Consider the following 19,180-nt stretch of genomic DNA (forward strand, 5'->3'; position numbering starts at 1 on the left):
TTGTGAACGCTGGCGCCGTGTTTACGGCGAAGTGGCGCCGGCTTCACGCAAAAAGATGCCGCCCCCGACGGGGAGCGGCAAAGCGGCACTCGGCGAAGGAACCGGGAGCGAGGCCTACTGGGCCTCGGCGGTGCGGCCGATGACGCCGCGATAGACCTTGCTGAGCCAGGAGGTCTTCTCCTCGCGCGGCTCCAGCCCCCCGTTCTGCAGGAGCGCGTGGGCGTCCTTGTACCAGGGGCTGTCGGGGAAGTTGTGGCCGAGCACGGCGGCGGCGGTCTGCGCCTCCTGGGTCAGGCCGAGGGCCATGTAGGCCTCGGTGAGGCGCTCCAGGGCCTCCTCGGCGTGCCGGGTCGTCTGGTACTTGCTGACCACGTCGCGGAACCGGTTGATCGCGGCCGGGAAGTTGCGGCGCTCGAGGTAGAAGCGCCCGACCTCCATCTCCTTGCCGGCGAGCTGGTCGCGGGTGATCTGGATCTTGGCCTTGGCGTCGGCCGCGTATTCCGAGGTCGGATACTTCTGGACGAGCTCCTGCAGGCCGGCGAGCGCCTTCTCGGAGCGATCCTGGTCGCGGGTCACGTCGGGGATCTGCTTATAGTGCGACATCGCCATGAGGTACTGGGCGTAGGCCGCGTCCTTGCTCGCCGGATGGCGCTGCAGGTAGCGCTTCGAGGCGTTGATGGCGTCGTCGTACTTCGCGCCCTCGTAATTGGCGTAGGCCGTCATCAGCAGGGCTTTGCGCGACCAGTCGGAGTAGCTGTAGGCCTTGTCGAGCTCGCCGAACTTCTTCGAGGCGCCCTCGTAGTCCTTGTCCTCCATCCGCGCCAGGCCCTCGCTGTAGAGCTTGTCGGCGGGAACGTCCGGGATGACCTCGGGCTTGTACTTCTCGGCGAAGGGGTTGATCGAGTCGAGGGCGTCGCACCCGCCGAGGCCGAGGCCGATGACGGACACCAGCACGGCCGCCATCGCACCGCGGTTGGGATGAGTAAGGCGCATTCCGGTCTTCCCCCAACAGACGGGTCCGTTCTCGGACGCGCGTCGTCAAGCCATCACAAAGGTCGGTCGCGTGGCTGACGGCCTCATGCCACGATCCGGGTGCGCTGCACACCGGACGGACGTCCCGTTTCACGCTCGATTCACCGTGGAGCGCGATTTGGGCGCGAAAGCGGCGGGCGGGCCACGCCCTTCACAGAAACGAAGGCTGTGTGTCGGTGGCGCTACAGATCGCCGACGAAGGCGGCGATGCCGAGGCTGGCGCCGAACTCGGTCAGGCTGGTCTCGCGGCGGACGCCGGGACCCTCGACGATGGCGTAGTTGGCGCGATCGGAGAACAGGGCGGTGAGGACGCCCACATTCATGCGGTGGCCGCCGCAATAGGAGCGGTAGCCGCCCTGGAGCGGAAGTCCGGCGAGGGCGAGGTCGCCCACGGCGTCCAGGAACTTGTGGCGGACGAACTCGTCGGCGTAGCGCAGGCCCTCGGGGTTCACGACGGCGGTCTCGCCGACCGCGACGGTGTTCTCGAGGGAGGCGCCGAGGGCGAAGCCCGCCTTCCAGTAGCGCTCCACGTCGCGCATCATGCCGAAGGTGCGGGCGCCGGCGATCTCGCGGCGGTAGGCGGAGGGGGTCAGGTCCATCGCCTTGCGGCTGCGGCCGATCACCGGATTCTCGAAATCGATCTCGACGTCGAGGCGGAAGCCCCGGTCGATGGGGCGGAGCTCGGCGAAGGCCCGGCCGACCTCGATGCGGACGGAGCGGAGCACCTTGATCCAGCGTTTGGCGGCACCGCAGCTCGCGGTGCCGACGGCGTCGATGGCCTGGACGTAGGGAAGGGCGCTGCCGTCGAGGATGGGCATCTCGGGGCCGTCGATCTCGACGAGGACGTTGTCGATCCCGAGACCGTAGAGCGCCGACATCAGGTGCTCGATGGTGGCGACCGCGCCGCTCTCGACGTCACCGATGACGGTGCAGAGCTCGGTGGCGGAGACGCAGGCGTGGTGGGCCTTGATGAGCCGGTCGTTGCCGGTTGGCATTCCGGTGCGGAGGAAGGCGATGCCGTGGTTGGCGGGCGCCGGATGCAGCGTGATCGCGACTGGGTTTCCGGAATGTACGCCGATGCCGCTCAGGGTCGCGGGGGCTTTGAGTGTCGTCTGTTGGTTCGTTCGCATTCCATAGCCCTCGGCCGTGATCGGGCGCGCCCATCCCGTGGGGATGGGTTCTCAGCCCTTGCGATCCGTCCGCTGCTTGAAGCCCCTGCCGGCGTCTGATGGTCGAAACCACCGCGCCTTGTCGTTCCAAAATTCGTATAGCCGCGCCTTAAAGGCAGGCCAAATCACGGATTCTTACGCTGTGTTACAGCCGCGGTTTCTACCAGCGAATCCGAATCTCGTTTTGGAACAACGATTTAACAATAGGCATAGCCCGGAGCCGTGAGGCTCCGGGCCTGTGGCTGAAATGTCTCAGCCGTGGTGTCGAAAGGTCCGTCGGACCCGGGCCTCAGTTCGCCTGGCGGCGCAGGAAGGCCGGGATCTCGAGCTGATCGTCGTCCATCATACGGGCCTGGGGCGCGACACGACCCTGTGGATCGAGGTTGCCCTGGGCCGGGCGGTAGGCCGGCGGCGCCTGCACGGGCGCGCGCTTGGCGTAGTCGACCGGCGGAGCGACATGGGGGGCCGGGGCGGCGGGAGCCCGCATCTGCGGAAGCGGAGCGGCCTCCACGTCCTCGCGGCGTCCACCGAAGCCCACCGTCGCCAGGCGGCGCAGGAGCGTCATGCGCTTGGAGTCGGCGGCCGGCTCGGCCGGCTGCTCCTCGCGGGCCCGGAGCTGGGCCTGGGCGGGAAGCGGCAGGTCCTGGATCTGCGGCATGCGGGGGGCGCGGGCCACGGCCACGGCCGGCCGGGGCGGCACGAACGGACCGGCGGCGTGCTGGGGCGCGGGCTCCGGGGCCGGCATCGGCGCGGGCTCGTAGGACATGGCGGCGCGCGGCTGGGTCTGGGTCAGCATCACCTCGTCGCGCATCACCGGAGCCTGCGGCAGCTCGACCCGCATCGGCTCTGCGGCGAGGGCCATCGACTCGGGGGCGCGCAGGGTCTGCTGCACCGGCGCCTGGACCGGAGCGGCCTGGAGCGGGGCAGCCTGCAGCGGGGCGGCCTGCAGCGTCGCCGGGGCGGACTGCGCGGCCGGGGCCGCTACGGCTCCGTCCTGTCCGACGGGGCGAAAGGTCGACGCGGGCTGTGCGGCCCGCGCCCTCGCTTCCGCACGCAGGCGCTCGGCGACCTCGGCGATGCGTTGCTCGGTCTGCACGATGTCGGGGTTGTTCTGGGAGTTGGCGGCGATCAGCGCCGGCTCGATGCCGGTGGCGACCACCGAGACCCGGATGATGCCGTCGAGGCTCTCGTCGAAGGTGGCGCCCAGGATGATGTTGGCGTCCGAGTCGACCTCCTCGCGGATGCGGGTGGCGGCCTCGTCGAGCTCGTAGAGGGTGAGGTCGTTGCCGCCGGTGATCGAGATCAGCAGGCCGCGGGCGCCCTTCATCGAGACGTCGTCGAGGAGCGGGTTGGCGATGGCGGCTTCCGCGGCGCGGTTGGCGCGGTTCTCGCCCGAGGCCTCGCCGGTGCCCATCATGGCCTTGCCCATGCCGCGCATGATCGCGCGGACGTCGGCGAAGTCGAGGTTGATCAGGCCTTCCTTGACCATCAGGTCGGTGATGCAGGCGACGCCCGAGTAGAGCACCTGATCGGCCATCGCGAAGGCGTCGGCGAAGGTGGTCTTCTCGTTGGCGACCCGGAACAGGTTCTGGTTCGGGATCACGATCAGGGTGTCGACGGCGGCCTGGAGTTCCTGGATGCCGGCCTCGGCCGTGCGCATCCGGCGCACGCCCTCGAACTGGAAGGGCTTCGTGACGACGCCGACGGTGAGGATGCCCATGTCGCGGGCGGCGCGGGCGATGACGGGAGCCGCGCCGGTGCCGGTGCCGCCGCCCATGCCGGCGGTGATGAAGCACATGTGGGCGCCCGAGAGCTGGTCACGGATCTCGTCGATGACCTCGTCGGCGGCGGCCGAGCCGACCTCGGGGTGCGAGCCGGCGCCGAGGCCCTGGGTCACGCCGAGGCCCATCTGGATCACGCGCTCGGCCTTCGAGGAGGTCAGCGCCTGGGCGTCGGTGTTGGCGACCACGAATTCGCAGCCCAGCAGGCCGGATTCGATCATGTTGTTGACGGCGTTGCCGCCGGCTCCGCCGACACCGAAGACGGTGATGCGGGGCTTGAGTTCCCGGATATCCGGCGCCTGCAGACTGATGGCCATGGTGTCGAGCCTCTCGTGCCTTTCACGTTTCGTTTGACGCCTGCCTAGAAGTCAGGAGCGCCGATTGGGTCTGGCCGTCCACGCCCACCCCGCGGGGTTCCGGGCGTGCCGGCGGTCGTCTCAGAAGCTCTCGCGGATCCAGCGTCCGACGCGCGAGAGGTAGCCGTCCGTTCCCGTGCCGGCGAAGGCCCCGTGGCCCCGCGGCTCGAAATGCTCCGCATGCGCCACCTGCGGGTAGACCAGGAGCCCCACCGCCGCCGAGAAGGCGGGACCCTTGGCGGCCTCGGGCAGGCCGCGGATGCCCAGGGGCCGGCCGATGCGGACCTGGCCCTCCATCACCCGGCGGGCGACCTCCGGCAGGCCGACGAGCTGGCTCGCGCCCCCCGTCAGCACCACCCGGCGCCCGGCCTGGGCCGAGAAGCCGGCGGCGCGCAGGCGGTCGCGCACCAGTTCCACCACCTCTTCGACGCGCGGGCGGATGATCCGCACGAGCTGCGAGCGCGGCACGTGGTTGGGGGCGTCGCCCTCGTCCTCGCCGACTCCGTGGACCGCGATCATGTCGCGCTCGTCGGATGCGGTGGCGATGGCCGAGCCGTAGAGGGTCTTCAGGCGCTCGGCCGCCGCGACCCGGGTGGAGAGGCCGCGCGCGATGTCCATGGTGACGTGGTGGCCGCCGACCGCCACCGCGTCCACGTGGACGAGGTGGCCGCCGGAGAAGACGCCGACGCTGGTGGTGCCGCCGCCCATGTCGACCACGGCGACGCCCATCTCGGCCTCGTCGTCCACCAGGGCCGAGAGGCCGGCGGCGTAGGGGGTGGCGATCACCGCCTCGACGCCGAGGTGGCAATGCTCGACGGCGAGCATGAGGTTGCGGGCGGCGGCCGCCTCGCCTGTGACCACGTGCAGGTCGACCCCGAGGGCGTCGCCCATCATGCCGGAGGGATCGATGACCGTGCCCTGCCCGTCGATGGCATAGCCGGTGGGCAGGGCGTGGAGCACGGCCCGGCCGGGGCTGACGCCGTGGGCCGAGGCGGTCTCCAGCACGCGTTCGACGTCGGAGCCCGTGACGGTGCCGGTGCGGGTGCCGACGCGGGCCTCGAAGTGCTGCGAGCCGATGCGGCCGCCGGACATGTTGACGATCACCGACTGCACCTCGACCTTCGCCATCCGCTCGGCGGCGTGGACCGCCTGGCGGATCGCGCCCTCGGCGGCCTCGAGGTCGACGATGACGCCGCCCTTGAGCCCCTGCGAGCGCTGGTGGCCGATGCCGATGACGCGGGCGAAGTGGGTGCGCCCGCGCAGGGTGGTGAGGGCCTCGGCCGGCTGGAGCTCGGCGATGAGGCAGACGACCTTGCTCGTTCCGATGTCGAGCACCGAGAGGGTGGTGCTGCGCCGGGCGGAGAGAGGCTTCAGGCGTGGGGTGAGGCCGTGCGGGTCGTGCATCGGGCTACCAGGCGGAACGGGTGTGGCGGGGACGGGACGCGGGATGCGCCGAACGGATCGCGCGGCTCATGTGCTGGTCCCCTTGGGCTTCGACTTCTTCTGGGATTCGGCGCGGGCCGCGGCCGCCTCCTCGGTGAGCCGCACCACCACCCGGTCGGGCATGCGCAGGTCCACCGCGATGATGTCCTTCTCGAGGATCCGGTTGTCGCGCTCGAGCTTGACCAGCCGGGCCAGGGCCTCGGTGGCGCCCGTCTCGGGTAGGCGGATATCGACGCCGTCGAGCTTGAGGGTCCAGCGCCGGCCGGAGACGTAGGTGCCGGCCTTGACGCGCTCGGCCAGGGTGCCGGCCGCCTCGATCAGGGCGAGATAGTCCTTCAGCTTGAGGTTGGCGTCGTCGCCGACCACGAGGGGAAGCGCGGCGTAGCGGTCGTCCCGCATCTGGTCGATCACCGTGCCGTCGGCGGCGATCACGGCGATCTCGCCGTTGCGCTGCCACAGGGCGGCGGGCTCGCGCTCGACCTGGGTGATGACGATCTCGTTCGGGTAGACCTTGCGCACGGAGGCGCTGGCGATCAGCGGCACCGCCAACAGACGCTCGCGGGCCTCGGCCACGTCGAGGAAGACGACCGAGGAGTGGCCGTCGATGCCGGCGGCCTGGAGCACCTCGCGCTCGTAGAGCCGGGCGATGCCCGAGATGGTGACGCGCTCGACGCCGAAGCCGGCGAGGCGCGCCATGATGTCGAGGGGGCGGCCGTGCTCGGCCACGAAACGGTCATAGGCGCCGCTGCCGACGAAGCCGGCGAGCGCCAGGGCCGCGAAGGAGACCGAGAAGGCCGCCGTGCCGAGGTGGCGCGGGATGCGGCGCTCGATCGGAAGGGCGAGGCGGGAACGGCGGCCGGGGGGCGTGAAGCGGCGCAGGCGGGCGGTGAGTGCCGCGCGGACGGAGGCGATCGTGCCGGCGGCCGGGCCAAGCAGGCCGTGGCCGCTCAGCGGACCTTCGGCCCCTACCGGCCCAACGTTGCGTCCTCCACCATCCATTGGACGAGCTCACCGAAACTATAGCCCGCATGGGCTGCCATCTCCGGGACCAAGCTCGTCTTCGTCATGCCGGGTTGCGTGTTGACCTCCAGCACGACGAGGGCACCGGTTCCCCCCGGTGTGTCGTCGTAGCGAAGGTCCGCACGGCTGATGCCCCGGCACCCGAGTGCTTGATGCGCCGTTAACGACAACTCTTGGACACGCTGGTAAAGATTTGGTTTAATTTCTGCCGGGAGGACGTGGATCGACCCCCCCTCGGCGTACTTCGCATCGAAGTCGTACCACTCCCCCGAAGCCGGCTTGATCTCGATCACCCCGAGGGCCCTGTCGCCCATCACGGCGCAGGTCAGCTCGCGTCCGGCGACGTAGGTTTCCGCAAGGATTTCATCGCCGTAGCCCCAATCCTCCCGGCCCACTTCCTGGGGCGGATGGGAGCGTCCGTCGCGCACGATGATGACCCCCATGGAGGAGCCCTCGGCCACCGGCTTCAGCACGTAGGGGGGCGTCAGCACGTGTGACTTGGCGGCCTCATGACGGTTAACGACGCGGCCCTCCGGGACGCTGACGCCGGCCGCCCGCATGACCACTTTGGCACGCTCCTTGTGCATCGCCAGCGCCGAGGCCAGCACGCCGGAATGCGTGTAAGGGATGCGCAGGAGCTCCAGCAGGCCCTGGATCGTGCCGTCTTCGCCCGCCGGCCCGTGCAGCGCGTTGAACGCCACGTCGGGCCGCAGGTCGGTCAGCACCGTCGCGATGTCCGGCTGGACATCGACCCGGGTGACGCGGAAGCCCTGCCCTTCGAGGGCGTCCGCGCAGGCATGCCCCGAATTCAGCGAGACCGGCCGCTCGGAGGACCACCCGCCCATCAGGACGGCGACGTGCTTGGACATGGGGACTCCGTCAGGTGTAGCGTCGGTCGTGGGAGAAGCTGTCGATGGCGTCGCGGACCGGTCTGGCCCGGTCCGTGGATTAGGGGGTGGTGGACACCCTAGAGCTCGGCACAGGCGTCATCATCGGCCGGCCCGTCCCATTCGGGGAAGGCTGCGAAGGGGTTCTCACTCTCGGGCAACGCCGTTGCGTCCGTATCGACATCCGTGACCATGTGGGTCCCCCATTCGAAGAGCGCACGGGCTCGTCACCGGCGGCCTCGCGATCCCGGTTCCGGTGGGGGATCGCGAGGCCGCCACGGAAGACCTACAGATTCGCGGCGGCGGGATCGAGACCGATGCGCTTGATCTCCCAGTGGAGCTCGATGCCGGAGGTGTCGCGCACGCGCCGTCGGACCTCCTCGCCGAGCCCCTCGATGTCGGCGGCGGTGGCATTGTCGCGGTTGATCAGGAAGTTGCAGTGCATCTCCGAGACCTGAGCGCCGCCGACCCTCAGGCCGCGGCACCCGGCCGCGTCGACGAGTTGCCAGGCCTTGGCCCCGGGCGGGTTCTTGAAGGTGGAGCCGCCGGTGCGCTCGCGGATCGGCTGGGCCGCCTCGCGCGCCGCCGTGACCCGCTCCATCTCGGCCTCGATGGCCGCCCGCTCGCCGGGCCGCCCGCGGAACACCGCATGCGTGAAGATCACGTCGTCGGGGACGCCGCTGTGCCGGTAGGTGAAGCTCATCTCCGCATGGCTGAAGCGACGCGCCCGCCCCCCGCGGTCGACGCCGTGGGCCTCCACCAGCACGTCGGTGGTCTCGCCGCCATGGGCGCCGGCATTCATGCGCAGCGCCCCGCCGACCGAACCGGGAATACCGCGGAAGAACGCGAGCCCGTCGAGTCCGGCCTCGGCCGCCGCCTTGGCGAGGCGCATGTCCGGCACCGCCGTGCCGACCCGCAGGGTCTCGCCGTCGGTCTCCACCGTGCCGAAGGCCCGGCCGCCCAGGCGCACCACGACGCCCGGCACGCCGCCGTCGCGCACGATGAGGTTCGAGCCGAGGCCGATCACAGTGACGGGCATCTCGGGGTCGAGGGCCGCGAGCAGGAGGCCGAGATCCTCCGCATCGGCCGGGGTGAACAGCACCTGGGCGGGGCCGCCGACCCGGAACCAGGTCAGGTCCGACAGGGGCTGGTTGGCGATGAGGCGCCCGCGCAAGCGCGGCGCCCGGGCGCGGATGTCGGGCGTGATGTCCGGGAAGGCGGTCATGAGCGCACGTCTCCTTTCCCCGCTTGCGGGAAGTGGGCCTCGCCCCCCTCGTCGAGGGCGAGGCGAGCGGAGCGGGGATGAAGGGGCGTCGGGGTGACGAACGCGGTCTGTTGCATGATGTCGGTGTTCCAAAAGCGCAGGACGCGGCCGCTCCGCGCGGTGAGCCGGAACTCACCCGCCCGATCGCGCCCGTTTCCGGCATGCCGCCTGCCATCCGCCTAGACGGTAAGCCGCGCCGCGCGACAGGCGAAGTCGGGGCTAGAGGAGCCGATCCCTCAGGTGCGACCGGAGGCGATGCTCGGCCTCCGTTTCACGGGCCCACGGGGTCCGGCGGATGCGCGCGTCGTCGAAGCGGCGCGCAACCGGCGGCTCACGCCTTCACGCCGTCCAGGGCAGAGAGTTCGCCCGGCAGGGCGTAGGCCCATTGCGTGATGTTGCCGGCGCCGAGGCAGACCACGTAGTCGCCGGGCTTGGCGCGGCCGGCGACGATGCCGGCCAGATCCTCGGAACGCTGCAGCGCGATGGCGTCGCGATGGCCGCGCGACTTCAGGCCCGAAACGAGGCCGTCGCGGTCCATGCCCTCGATCGGGGCTTCGCCCGCCGCGTAGACGGGGGCGACGATGACCGTGTCGGCATCGTTGAAGCAGGTACAGAAATCGTCGAACAGCGAGGCGAGGCGCGTGTAGCGGTGCGGCTGCACGATGGCGATGACGTTGCTCTCGGTGGAGGCGCGGGCGGCCTTCAGCACCGCCTTGATCTCTACCGGATGGTGTCCGTAATCGTCGAAGATCAGCGCGCCGTTCCACTCACCCGTCTTGGTGAAGCGGCGCTTGACGCCGCCGAAGCCCGCAAGCGCCTTGCGGATCGCCTCCGGCTCGACGCCGAGCTCGTGCGCGACGGCCAGCGCCGCGGTGGCGTTCAGGGCGTTGTGCTTGCCCGGCATCGGCAGGACGAGATCCTCCATCTCCAGGCGGAAGCCCGGGCGCCGATCGCGGATCATCACGCGGAAGCGGCTCTGGCCGCCGCGCAGGTCCACGTCGATGAGGCGGACATCCGCCTGCGGGTTCTCGCCGTAGGTGATGATGCGGCGGTCCTCGATGTGGCCGACGAGATCCTGCACGATCGGGTGGTCGATGCACATCACCGCGAAGCCGTAGAACGGGATGTTGTCGATGAAGCGCCGGAAGGCGTCCTTGACCGCGTCGAACGAGCCGAAATGGTCGAGGTGCTCGGGGTCGATGTTGGTGACGATCGCCACGTCCGCCGGCAGCTTGAGGAAGGTGCCGTCGGATTCGTCGGCCTCCACCACCATCCACTCGCCCTCGCCCATGCGGGCGTTGGTGCCGTAGGCGTTGATGATGCCGCCGTTGATCACGGTGGGGTCGAGGTTGCCGGCATCGAGCAGGGTGGCGACGAGGGAGGTCGTCGTGGTCTTGCCGTGCGTGCCCGCGATGGCGACGCAGGACTTGAAGCGCATCAGCTCGGCCAGCATCTCGGCCCGGCGCACCACCGGCAGGCGGCGCTCGCGGGCGGCGACCAGCTCCGGGTTGTCGCGCCGGATCGCGGTGGAGACCACCACGAGGGCGGCCTCCTCGACGTTGCCGGCCTCGTGGCCGATGAAGGTGCGCATGCCCTTCTCGGCCAGGCGCCGGACATTGGCGTTGTCGTTGGCGTCCGACCCCTGCACGGTATAGCCGAGGTTGTGCATCACCTCGGCGATGCCGGACATGCCGATGCCACCGATGCCGATGAAGTGGATGGGGCCGAGCTTGTCGGGCAGCTTCATGGGAAGGACCAGTCTCAGGGGCGTCGGACGCGGACGGATCGGCGCCGACGGGATCTACCGGGCGGAAGGGCTCAAGGGTTCGCCGCCGTCGCGATGACGATGTCGGCCAGCCGCTCGGCGGCGTCGTGAATTCCAGCGCTTTTGGCGGCTGAGGCCGCCGCGGTCAATTTTTCGGGATTGGTGAAGAGGTCCACGAGCTCCGCCGTGAGGCGGTCCGGGGTGAAGGCGGATTGCGGGATCGCCTGGGCGGCGCCGATGGCGGCGAGCGTCGCGGCGTTGGCTGCCTGGTCCTGGTCGAGGGCACCGGGCAGCGGCACCAGGATGGCGGGCCGGCCGATGGCGGCGAGCTCCGAGACCGTCGAGGCGCCCGATCGTCCGATGACGAGGTGGGCCGCCGCCATGCGGGCCGGGAGGTCCTTGAAGAAGGGCGCGGCCTCGAAGCCGGCGAGCCCCAGGCCGAGATAGAGGTTCTGGACCTGCGTCAGGTCCTCGGCCCGCACCTGCTGCACCAGGCGGAGGCGGGCGCGCAGGTCGGCGGGCAGGTTGGCGAGGGCCGTGGGCACGACCTCGCCCATCACCCGGGCGCCCTGGCTGCCGCCGAAGACGAGGAGGTACAGGGGATCGCCGGCCCCGGCCGCCGGGTAGGCGACCTTCGCGGCCTCGAGCACCGCCGGGCGCAGGGGGTTGCCGGTGTGGGTCCGGGGCGCGAGGGCCTTGACCGGCACGCCGCGCACCTCCCGGAAGCCGGTGGCGATCGCCCGCGCGCCCCGGGCCAGGAAGGCGTTGGCCCGCCCCATCACGGCGTTCTGCTCGTGCAGGACAGTCGGCACGCGCAGGATCTGCCCGGCCAGCATCGGCGGCACGGTGGGGTAGCCGCCGAAGCCAACGATGGCGGCGGGGTTGATGCGCTTGATCTGCCGCGCGGCGACGCCGAAGCCGCGCCCCAGGGTGAGGAGGGCGGTGCCGCGCTTGATCAGGGAACGGCCGGACGGCGTCGCCGACGCGATGGTGACGATCTCGGAGGCCGGGAAGCCGGCGGCGATGGAATCCACCCGGGCATCGGTGGCCAGCACGACCCGCACGCCGCGGGCGCGCAGGGCGTGCGCCAGGCTCTCGGCGGGAAACAGGTGCCCGCCCGTGCCACCGGCACAGAGCAGGATCGTGGCGGTCGCAACGGTCAACGCATCACTCCGGCGATGGTCGCCGGCGCGGTGCCCGGCGGCTTCTGGCTCAGGGTGGTGGTCCGGGGGCGCTTGCGGGTCAAGGCCACGAGGAAGCCCATGCCCAGCGCCAGCGAGATCAGCGAGGAGCCGCCGTAGGAGACGAAGGGCAGCGTCATGCCCTTGGCGGGCATCAGCCGGACGTTCACCGCCATGTTGATGCAGGCCTGAAGGCCGAACAGGGTGGTCAGGCCCGTGATCGCCAGGCGCGAGAACGTGTCGTCGGTGCGTCGGGCCAGCTTGAGGCCGCGCATGACGATGTAGGCGAACAGCAGCACGAGCCCGAGGCAGACGATGGTGCCGAACTCTTCGCCCGTCACCGAGAAGATGAAGTCGGTATGGGCGTCGGGCAGGTGGCGCTTGGCGACGCCCTCCCCCGGGCCGGTGCCGAACCAGCCGCCGGAATTGAAGGATTGCCGCGCCCAGTAGCCCTGGAAGTTGTCGCCGGAATCGCTGTCCAGGAAGCGGTCGATGCGCTCGCGGACGTGGTGCAGGAAGCGGTAGGCGGCGGCGACGCCGATCAAGCCGCCGGCGCCGAGGCCCGCGACCCAGAACCAGTGCAGGCCGGCCACGAAGAAGAGCGCGCACCACACGATGGTGATGAGCATGGTCTGGCCGAAATCGGGCTGCAGCACGAGGGGCACGATGGTGACCGGCAGGAGCAGGATCGCCAGCAGGCCGCCCGGCATGTCGCGGCGCTGCGCGCCTTCCGAGAAGGCCCAGGCCGCCACCACCACGAAGGCGGGCTTCACGAATTCCGAGGGCTGGATGCCGATGGCGCCGAACTGGATCCAGCGATGGGCGCCCTTGATCTCCGGCCCGAACTTGCTCGCCAGGATGCAGAGCGCGACGCCCATCATCCAAGTGAAGAGCGCGACGCGCCGGATGTGGCGCAGGGACAGGAAGGACACGCCGACGATGATGAGGATCGTGGGCGCGAGGTAGAGGGCCTGCCGGTTGAGGAAGTGGAAGGTCGGCAGGCCGATCTTCTCGGCCACCGGCGGCCCGCCGCCCATGAGGAAGACGAGGCCCGCCACCATGAGCGCCCCCAGCCCGGCGAGCAGGCCGCGGTCGACGGTCCACCACCAGTCCGTCAGGGGCGTGCGTTCGGCGCGGGACATCATGGGATCAGCGCTCTCCGGGACCTCGCGGCCCCCGGACCGGGCAGCCGAACGCGACCGGCAGCGTCACGCCGGCACGGACACGATCCTCTGCCGGAATGGTAAACCAAGTGTTGCGGGAACGGCGTTTGGCCGGGAGCGGGCGCGCCCGATGGCGGCACGTCCGGCCCCGCTCCGCCCTAGCGGCGCATGGACTTGAAGCGGCAGGTGCGGCCGGTGTCGCGGTAGCCCGCAGGACATTGCCGGACGCAGGCGCCGGCCGCGAACTTGAGCGGCGGCGGACAGGCCCGGGCGGCGCCACGCTGCTGGAATTGGTAGGACTGCGCCGGTCCGGCCATCGCACCCGAAGCGAGGAGTAGGGGCGCGGCGCAGAGGATGCCGGTCAGGCAGGCAAGACGCAGTCGGGTTCGGCGCAAGGTCATGGCGGGGTTCCGATCGGGGGACGGATCCGGCATCGCCGCGCCCCACGGCGGGAGCGCGGCGGCCGCACGGACAATGCTCCGCTCCACGATCGGTTCAGCGCCGGCGCGGATGCCCTGCCCCGGTCAGGCCCGGCAATCCTCGAAGCCGGCGCGGATCTCCGCCGGATCGAGCTTGCGGCCGATGAAGACCACCCGCGAGACGCGGGGCTCGTCGTCCTTCCAGGGTCCCTGGAGGTCGCCATCGAGGATCTGGTGCACGCCCTGGAAGACGAAGCGCTGCGGCTCGTTCGGGAAGGCGACGATGCCCTTGCAGCGCAGGATGTCGGGGCCCTGGACCTGGGTCAGGGTCGAGATCCAGGGCATGAACTTCTCCGGGTCCACCGGCCCGTCGATGCTAGCCGAGACCGACTGCATGTCGTCGTCGTGGTGATGGTGATGGCCCTCCTCGAGGAAGTCGGGCTCGATGTCGAGGATGCGGCCGAGGTCGAAGGCGTTGCGCTCCAGCACCGCCTCGAGGGGCACGGCGCAGCGCTCGGTGCGATGGACCTTGGCGTAGGGGTTGATCGCGCGGATCTGGCCCTCGACCCGGGCGAGGTCGGCCTCCTCCACGAGGTCGGATTTATTGAGCAGGATCACGTCCGCGAAGGCGATCTGGTTCTTGGCCTCCGGCGCATCCTTGAGGCGGTCCGAGAGCCACTTGGCGTCGGCCACCGTCACCACCGCGTCGAGGCGGGCGGCCGCGCCCACATCCTCGTCGATGAAGAAGGTCTGGGCGACGGGGGCGGGATCGGCGAGGCCCGTGGTCTCGACGATGATCGCGTCGAACTTGCCGCGCCGCTTCACCAGGCCGTCCATGATGCGGATCAGGTCGCCGCGCACGGTGCAGCAGACGCAGCCGTTGTTCATCTCGAACACCTCCTCGTCGGCGCCGATGATGAGGTCGTTGTCGATGCCGATCTCGCCGAACTCGTTGACGATCACCGCGTACCGCTTGCCGTGGTTCTCGGTGAGGATGCGGTTCAGGAGCGTCGTCTTACCGGCGCCCAGGTAGCCGGTCAGCACCGTGACGGGGATCTTCGAGGAGGCGGTGTTCGGGCTATCGGACATGGAGGCTCTTCGTCGGTGGCGCGGGAGGCGTCGCTGCAGCCTGTTATATTGTATCAGCCCCGCGGGATGAAACCCCGGTGGGCCGCAGCCCGTCGCAGAGCGCCGTGAGCGTGCCGCGAAAACCCGCCGGCCCCGCCAGCAGGCGCTCCATGAGGAGGGCCCCTTCGAGGGCGGCGATCACCATGCGGGCCGTGGCTGCGGGCTCGGCCGAGGCGCGCACGCACCCTGCGGCGACGCCTTCGGCGAGCACGCCCTCGAGCCATCGGATGTGCTTCTCGAAGAAGCGGGCGATGTCGGAGCGGAGCGAATCCGGCAGGGCGTCACCCTCGATGGCCAGGGCGGCGCAGAGGCAGCCCAGGCCCGCCTCGACCCCGCCGAGATAGAGCGCGCCGTAGGCGGCGATCCGCCCGATCGCGTCCGGCTCGCCGGCGCGGATCTCGGTCAGCGCCGCGTCGTAGCGGGCGTCGTAGGCCGCCACGAGGGCGAGGGCGAGGTCGGATTTGGTGGGAAAGTGGTGGTGGATGCTCGCCTTGCGGATCCCGACCGTCTCGGCGAGGTCCGCGTAGCTGAAGCCGGCATAACCCCGGCGGCGCACCAGGGTCTCGGCCTGCAGCAGCAGCACGGCGCGGGTGTCCCTCATCGTCCCGTCATCTCCGTCGTCCGACCGCTTCGGTTCAACCGTGTCCGCGCGCGAGCGTGTCCGCGCGCGAGTCCGTGATCGCCCGGGGGACGGCATCCCGGCTTATGCCGTTGACGGGGACAAAAATCTACCTACTACTTGGTAGAACAAGAAAACGGAGGACGACCATGCGGGCTGACGCCGGCGGATCGCACTGGAGCACGTCACGCGGGAGCGCCACGCGGCGCGGCGCCCTGTTCGGCGGGCTGTGCCTGTGCTGCCTGCCGACCCTGGGGCGCTCGGCCGAGGGCTTCGACCTGCAGGAGGTCGGCGCCGGCATCTTCATCCGGCGGGGCCCCGACGCCGAGGCGACCCCGGAGAACGACGACGCCATCGCCAATATCGGCTTCATCGTCGGCGAGCGGTCCGTGCTCGTCACCGAATCGGGCGGCAGCCTCGCCGACGGGGCCTGGCTGCGCTCGGAGATTCGGAAGCGCACCGATAAGCCGATCAGCCACGTGGTTCTGACCCACGTCCACCCGGACCATTGCTTCGGGGCGGCGGCCTTCACCGAGGACAAGCCGGTCTATGTTGGGCACCACGCCCTGCGCGCCGCCCTCGACGCGCGCGGCGACTATTATCGTGGCCGTCTCGCCGAGATTCTGGGCGCCGACCGGGCCGGCAGCGTGGTCTATCCCACCCTGGAAGTGGCGGATGGCGCCGAGGCCGACCTCGGCGGGCGCGTCCTGCGCTTCACCGCCCACGGGGCCGCGCATACGAGCTGCGACCTCTCCATGCGCGACTCGGCCAGCGGCATCCTGTTTCCCGCCGACCTCCTGTTCGTGACCCGCATCCCCTCCCTCGACGGCAGCCTCGTGGGCTGGCTCAGGGAGGTGGATCGCCTGCGCGCGATGGGGGCGACCAAGGCGGTCCCGGGCCACGGGCCGAGGCTGGTCGATGTCGCGCCCGCCCTGGACGACCTCACCCGCTATCTCACGACCCTGCGCGACGAGACCCGCAAGGCCATCGCGGCGGACGTTCCGATCGAGAAGGCGGTCCAGACCGTCGGCCGGGCCGAGCGCGACAAGTGGGTCCTCTTCGACACCTATCACGGCCGCAACGTCACCCAGGCCTTCAAGGAACTGGAATGGGAGTGAGCCGGCAACTTGAGCCCGGCATCGCCCACGCCACATGATGATGCAAAGATTCGACACCGATCGTTCACCGGGAGAAACGCCGTGATGCGCCCAGCCAACCCCGTCCTCGTCCACTCCGTCCTCGCGGCGCTGACCCTCGCCCTGCCCCTGGCCAGCGCCGGCACCGCGCTGCGGCCGAGCGCGGTCCACGCCGCCGGTGCGAGCGACGACGAAGCCGAGCGCCTCGCGCGCTGGAAGGAGATCCAGAAGTCGATCTTCGGGGATCGCCAGATCGCGCCGACCGACAGTCTCGTGAAGGTCGACGCCCCGGTGCGGGCGATGGATGCGGCCCTGGTGCCGATCACCCTGACGATGCCGGAGAAGGACTGGATCGCCGGTGTCCACCTCGTCATCGACGACAACCCCTCGCCCTATGCCGCCCACATCGCCTTCGGCCCGGGGGCGGATGCGGGCGAGATCAAGCTGCGGGTGCGGGTGAACAACTACACCAACATCCACGCGGTGGTGGAGACCAAGGACGGACAGCTCTTCGAGACGACGAAGTTCGTGAAGGCCTCCGGCGGCTGCTCGGCCCCAATGGGCATGAGCGACGAGGAGGCGATGAAGGGCATGGGCGACATGAAGCTGAAATTCGCGGAGGCCCAGCCCGGGCGCCCGGTGGAGGCGACCCTGATGATCCGCCATCCGAACTTCAGCGGCATGCAGATGAACCAGATCACCCGCGACTACACCCCGGCCCGCTACATCAACAAGGTCGCGATCACCCGCGGGGACCAGGCCGTGCTGACCCTCGACGGCGACATCTCGATCGCCTCGAACCCGGTGATCAATTTCGGCCTGCAGCCGGAGGGCCAGGGCCCGATCAGGGTGGTGGCCACCGACAACCAGAACGGCCGCTGGGAGCACAGCTTCACCGCGCCGAGTGCCACGAACTGAACGGGTCGGGGCGATGAGGCACCGGCTCCTCAGGATCGCGGTCGCCGCGACCGCCCTGCTCCTCCTGGCGGCAGCGAGCCCGGCGGATTCCCCCGTCAACGTGCCGGAGCCGGACGGTATCTGGACCGGGCCGCAGCGGGGCTACACCCCCGCGACCCTGGCCGGCGCGAGCGTCATCGACATCGACGCGCTCGACGCCCTCATCGCCCGCGACAGGCCGGTGCTTCTGGACGTCTCGCTGGCCGACCGGCGCCCGGCGGGGTTTCCCGACGACCGGCCCTGGCTGCCGGCCCACAGATCGGTGCCCGGCGCGGTCTGGATGGCCAATGCCGGCGCCGCGCCGCTCGACCCCGCCCGCGAGGCCCTGTTCCTCAAGCGCGTCGCGGAGCTGACCGGGGGCGACAAGGGCCGGGCCGTCGTGGCCTTCTGCCATCCCGAGTGCTGGGGCAGCTGGAACGCGGCCAAGCGGCTGGTGCTCCAGGGCTATGCCCGCGTGCACTGGTTCCCCGAGGGCATCGAGGGCTGGCAGGAGCGCCACCCCACCACGGTGATCCCCGAGGACGCCGCCTGGAGCGCGGGCACCGGGGCCGGAGCGCAACGCTGAGATGGATGCCGAACCGATACGGGCAGGAGCGAACCCCTTGATGCGGCACGATGTTTCCGACCTACGCGGCCACGCTTAAATTATCGGCACGCTTCTGGAGGAATGCTGGCACGACCGCAGTTGACAGCGGTCCTGTTGTGGCGGAATAAAGGCACCCATAGGCGCCCGAAAGTCTAGGGAGGAAACGCCCGGAGAGAGCACGGAGCAGCGACGCCATCGCTGTTATCGAGGCCCCCGGGCAAGACTTGCGGCGCGGCGTCCTTTGCCGAACTTTGCTGCGCTCGGCTGGACGTTATCTGGTATACCACTGAACCGATCGAGACGTTGCGGCGCGAGGTCCGGCGACAATGCCGTGGGACCGTCACTTTCGGCGCGCGCGCTCCTGTGCGAGGCCGTGTATAGAGACGCCACCAGCAGACGGTCCGCCGCGTTCCGGCGGTCCCACCAGCCGGGTGGAGTCCGATGTCGCAAGCCGTTCAGTCCCGCCGCATCCGCGCGATCGACCTGGCCAAGCGCAAGGCCGAGGGGCGCAAGATCATCGCGCTGACCGCCTACCACGCCCACACCGCCGGCATCCTCGACCCCTACTGCGACTTCATCCTCGTGGGCGATTCCCTCGGCATGCTGATGCACGGCATGGAATCGACCCTGCCCGTCACCCTGGAGATGATGATCGTCCAGGCCCAGGCGGTGATCCGGGGCACCGCGCGCGCCCTCGTCGTGGTGGACATGCCGTTCGGCTCCTACGAGGCGAGCCCGCAGCAGGCCTTCCTCAATGCCGCCCGCGTGCTCAAGGAGACGGGGGCCGGGGCGATCAAGATGGAGGGCGGCGCGCGCTTCGCCGAGACCGTGGCCTTCTTGGTCGAGCGCGGCGTGCCGGTGATGGGCCATATCGGCCTGACCCCCCAGTCGGTGAACACCATGGGGGGCTTCAAGGTGCAGGGCCGCGAGGCCGACGGCGAGCGCCGCCTGATGGCCGATGCCCGCGCCATCAACGACGCCGGCGCGTTCGCCATCGTGATGGAGGGCATCGTCGAGCCGGTGGCCCGGGCCATCGCCACCTCCCCCGACATCACCACGCCCACCATCGGCATCGGCGCCACGATGGCCTGCGACGGCCAGATCCTCGTTCTCGAGGACATGCTGGGCCTGAGCGACCGCGTGCCGAAATTCGTGAAGCGCTTCGGCACCCTGCGCGGCCAGATCGAGGCCGCGGTGAAGGATTATGCCGAGGAGGTCCGCTCGGGGGCCTTCCCGGCCGAAGAGCACACGTACCAGCCGCTCTGAGCCGAGCC

17 protein-coding genes are annotated in these 19,180 nt (G+C 70.3%); 4 read left to right on the forward strand and 13 right to left on the reverse strand.

Annotation, left to right across the window (positions count from 1 at the left end; genetic code table 11):
* Positions 1 to 114 precede the first annotated feature (114 nt).
* The 13 genes from AC0IWM_RS13390 to AC0IWM_RS13450 form a co-directional block, all read right to left on the reverse strand.
* On the reverse strand, positions 115 to 993 hold the full coding sequence (locus AC0IWM_RS13390) for an outer membrane protein assembly factor BamD (protein ID WP_056476901.1): 879 nt from the start codon (positions 991 to 993) through the stop codon (positions 115 to 117).
* Between the two features lie 221 nt (positions 994 to 1,214).
* Complete coding sequence (gene lpxC, locus AC0IWM_RS13395) at positions 1,215 to 2,162, reverse strand: UDP-3-O-acyl-N-acetylglucosamine deacetylase (RefSeq protein ID WP_471755716.1); 948 nt, start codon at positions 2,160 to 2,162, stop codon at positions 1,215 to 1,217.
* A gap of 328 nt (positions 2,163 to 2,490) precedes the next feature.
* Complete coding sequence (gene ftsZ, locus AC0IWM_RS13400) at positions 2,491 to 4,299, reverse strand: cell division protein FtsZ (protein ID WP_471755718.1); 1,809 nt, start codon at positions 4,297 to 4,299, stop codon at positions 2,491 to 2,493.
* Positions 4,300 to 4,419: 120 nt separating this feature from the next.
* A complete protein-coding gene (gene ftsA, locus AC0IWM_RS13405; RefSeq protein WP_056215981.1) occupies positions 4,420 to 5,742 on the reverse strand; it encodes a cell division protein FtsA in 1,323 nt (440 codons plus the stop codon).
* Positions 5,743 to 5,808: 66 nt separating this feature from the next.
* Positions 5,809 to 6,780, reverse strand: a complete 972-nt coding sequence (locus tag AC0IWM_RS13410) for a cell division protein FtsQ/DivIB (protein ID WP_471755720.1) — start codon at positions 6,778 to 6,780, stop codon at positions 5,809 to 5,811.
* Entirely contained in the window at positions 6,747 to 7,670 is a 924-nt protein-coding gene (locus AC0IWM_RS13415; protein WP_471755722.1) for a D-alanine--D-alanine ligase, read from the reverse strand. The genes AC0IWM_RS13410 and AC0IWM_RS13415 overlap by 34 nt, the downstream gene beginning before the upstream one ends.
* 304 nt (positions 7,671 to 7,974) lie before the next feature.
* A complete protein-coding gene (gene murB / locus AC0IWM_RS13420) occupies positions 7,975 to 8,913 on the reverse strand; it encodes a UDP-N-acetylmuramate dehydrogenase (RefSeq protein ID WP_471755724.1) in 939 nt (312 codons plus the stop codon).
* Between the two features lie 370 nt (positions 8,914 to 9,283).
* Positions 9,284 to 10,699, reverse strand: a complete 1,416-nt coding sequence (murC, locus tag AC0IWM_RS13425; RefSeq protein WP_471755726.1) for a UDP-N-acetylmuramate--L-alanine ligase — start codon at positions 10,697 to 10,699, stop codon at positions 9,284 to 9,286.
* Positions 10,700 to 10,770: 71 nt separating this feature from the next.
* Positions 10,771 to 11,880: an undecaprenyldiphospho-muramoylpentapeptide beta-N-acetylglucosaminyltransferase gene (gene murG / locus AC0IWM_RS13430; RefSeq protein WP_471755728.1), complete on the reverse strand. Its 1,110-nt coding sequence runs from the start codon at positions 11,878 to 11,880 to the stop codon at positions 10,771 to 10,773.
* Positions 11,877 to 13,043, reverse strand: coding sequence for an FtsW/RodA/SpoVE family cell cycle protein (locus AC0IWM_RS13435; protein WP_056476877.1), 1,167 nt, complete (start codon positions 13,041 to 13,043; stop codon positions 11,877 to 11,879). The genes murG and AC0IWM_RS13435 overlap by 4 nt, the downstream gene beginning before the upstream one ends.
* A gap of 176 nt (positions 13,044 to 13,219) precedes the next feature.
* Positions 13,220 to 13,462, reverse strand: a complete 243-nt coding sequence (locus tag AC0IWM_RS13440; protein WP_471755730.1) for a hypothetical protein — start codon at positions 13,460 to 13,462, stop codon at positions 13,220 to 13,222.
* 123 nt (positions 13,463 to 13,585) lie between these two features.
* Positions 13,586 to 14,569 carry a CobW family GTP-binding protein gene (locus tag AC0IWM_RS13445; RefSeq protein WP_471755732.1) on the reverse strand — a complete coding sequence of 328 codons (984 nt, stop codon included), beginning with the start codon at positions 14,567 to 14,569 and terminating at the stop codon, positions 13,586 to 13,588.
* Positions 14,570 to 14,612: 43 nt separating this feature from the next.
* The gene (locus tag AC0IWM_RS13450; protein ID WP_471755734.1) at positions 14,613 to 15,209 is read right to left on the reverse strand and encodes a TetR/AcrR family transcriptional regulator; all 597 of its coding nucleotides are present in this window, start codon (positions 15,207 to 15,209) and stop codon (positions 14,613 to 14,615) included.
* Positions 15,210 to 15,376: 167 nt separating this feature from the next.
* Here AC0IWM_RS13450 and AC0IWM_RS13455 point away from each other — a divergent pair, with 167 nt between their 5' ends.
* From AC0IWM_RS13455 to panB, 4 genes are all read left to right on the forward strand, one after another.
* A complete protein-coding gene (locus AC0IWM_RS13455) occupies positions 15,377 to 16,345 on the forward strand; it encodes a quinoprotein relay system zinc metallohydrolase 2 (protein WP_471755736.1) in 969 nt (322 codons plus the stop codon).
* Positions 16,346 to 16,429: 84 nt separating this feature from the next.
* The gene (locus AC0IWM_RS13460) at positions 16,430 to 17,281 is read left to right on the forward strand and encodes a quinoprotein dehydrogenase-associated SoxYZ-like carrier (protein ID WP_471755738.1); all 852 of its coding nucleotides are present in this window, start codon (positions 16,430 to 16,432) and stop codon (positions 17,279 to 17,281) included.
* 13 nt (positions 17,282 to 17,294) lie between these two features.
* Positions 17,295 to 17,885: a rhodanese-like domain-containing protein gene (locus AC0IWM_RS13465; RefSeq protein WP_471755740.1), complete on the forward strand. Its 591-nt coding sequence runs from the start codon at positions 17,295 to 17,297 to the stop codon at positions 17,883 to 17,885.
* 462 nt (positions 17,886 to 18,347) lie between these two features.
* Positions 18,348 to 19,172, forward strand: a complete 825-nt coding sequence (gene panB, locus AC0IWM_RS13470) for a 3-methyl-2-oxobutanoate hydroxymethyltransferase (protein ID WP_471755742.1) — start codon at positions 18,348 to 18,350, stop codon at positions 19,170 to 19,172.
* Positions 19,173 to 19,180: the final 8 nt, after the last annotated feature.

The organism is Methylobacterium sp. AC433 (genome assembly GCF_979253015.1).

Bases quoted from the DNA above. Each gene is read 5' to 3' on its own strand.
- lpxC (WP_471755716.1), bottom strand. From the start codon at position 2,162: ATGCGAACGAACCAACAGACGACACTCAAAGCCCCCGCGACCCTGAGC.
- AC0IWM_RS13465 (WP_471755740.1), top strand. From the start codon at position 17,295: ATGAGGCACCGGCTCCTCAGGATCGCGGTCGCCGCGACCGCCCTGCTC.
- AC0IWM_RS13390 (WP_056476901.1), bottom strand. From the start codon at position 993: ATGCGCCTTACTCATCCCAACCGCGGTGCGATGGCGGCCGTGCTGGTG.
- AC0IWM_RS13410 (WP_471755720.1), bottom strand. From the start codon at position 6,780: ATGGATGGTGGAGGACGCAACGTTGGGCCGGTAGGGGCCGAAGGTCCG.
- AC0IWM_RS13445 (WP_471755732.1), bottom strand. From the start codon at position 14,569: ATGTCCGATAGCCCGAACACCGCCTCCTCGAAGATCCCCGTCACGGTG.
- murB (WP_471755724.1), bottom strand. From the start codon at position 8,913: ATGACCGCCTTCCCGGACATCACGCCCGACATCCGCGCCCGGGCGCCG.
- ftsA (WP_056215981.1), bottom strand. From the start codon at position 5,742: ATGCACGACCCGCACGGCCTCACCCCACGCCTGAAGCCTCTCTCCGCC.
- AC0IWM_RS13440 (WP_471755730.1), bottom strand. From the start codon at position 13,462: ATGACCTTGCGCCGAACCCGACTGCGTCTTGCCTGCCTGACCGGCATC.
- AC0IWM_RS13460 (WP_471755738.1), top strand. From the start codon at position 16,430: ATGCGCCCAGCCAACCCCGTCCTCGTCCACTCCGTCCTCGCGGCGCTG.
- AC0IWM_RS13435 (WP_056476877.1), bottom strand. From the start codon at position 13,043: ATGATGTCCCGCGCCGAACGCACGCCCCTGACGGACTGGTGGTGGACC.
- AC0IWM_RS13450 (WP_471755734.1), bottom strand. From the start codon at position 15,209: ATGAGGGACACCCGCGCCGTGCTGCTGCTGCAGGCCGAGACCCTGGTG.
- AC0IWM_RS13415 (WP_471755722.1), bottom strand. From the start codon at position 7,670: ATGTCCAAGCACGTCGCCGTCCTGATGGGCGGGTGGTCCTCCGAGCGG.
- murC (WP_471755726.1), bottom strand. From the start codon at position 10,699: ATGAAGCTGCCCGACAAGCTCGGCCCCATCCACTTCATCGGCATCGGT.
- AC0IWM_RS13455 (WP_471755736.1), top strand. From the start codon at position 15,377: ATGCGGGCTGACGCCGGCGGATCGCACTGGAGCACGTCACGCGGGAGC.
- panB (WP_471755742.1), top strand. From the start codon at position 18,348: ATGTCGCAAGCCGTTCAGTCCCGCCGCATCCGCGCGATCGACCTGGCC.
- ftsZ (WP_471755718.1), bottom strand. From the start codon at position 4,299: ATGGCCATCAGTCTGCAGGCGCCGGATATCCGGGAACTCAAGCCCCGC.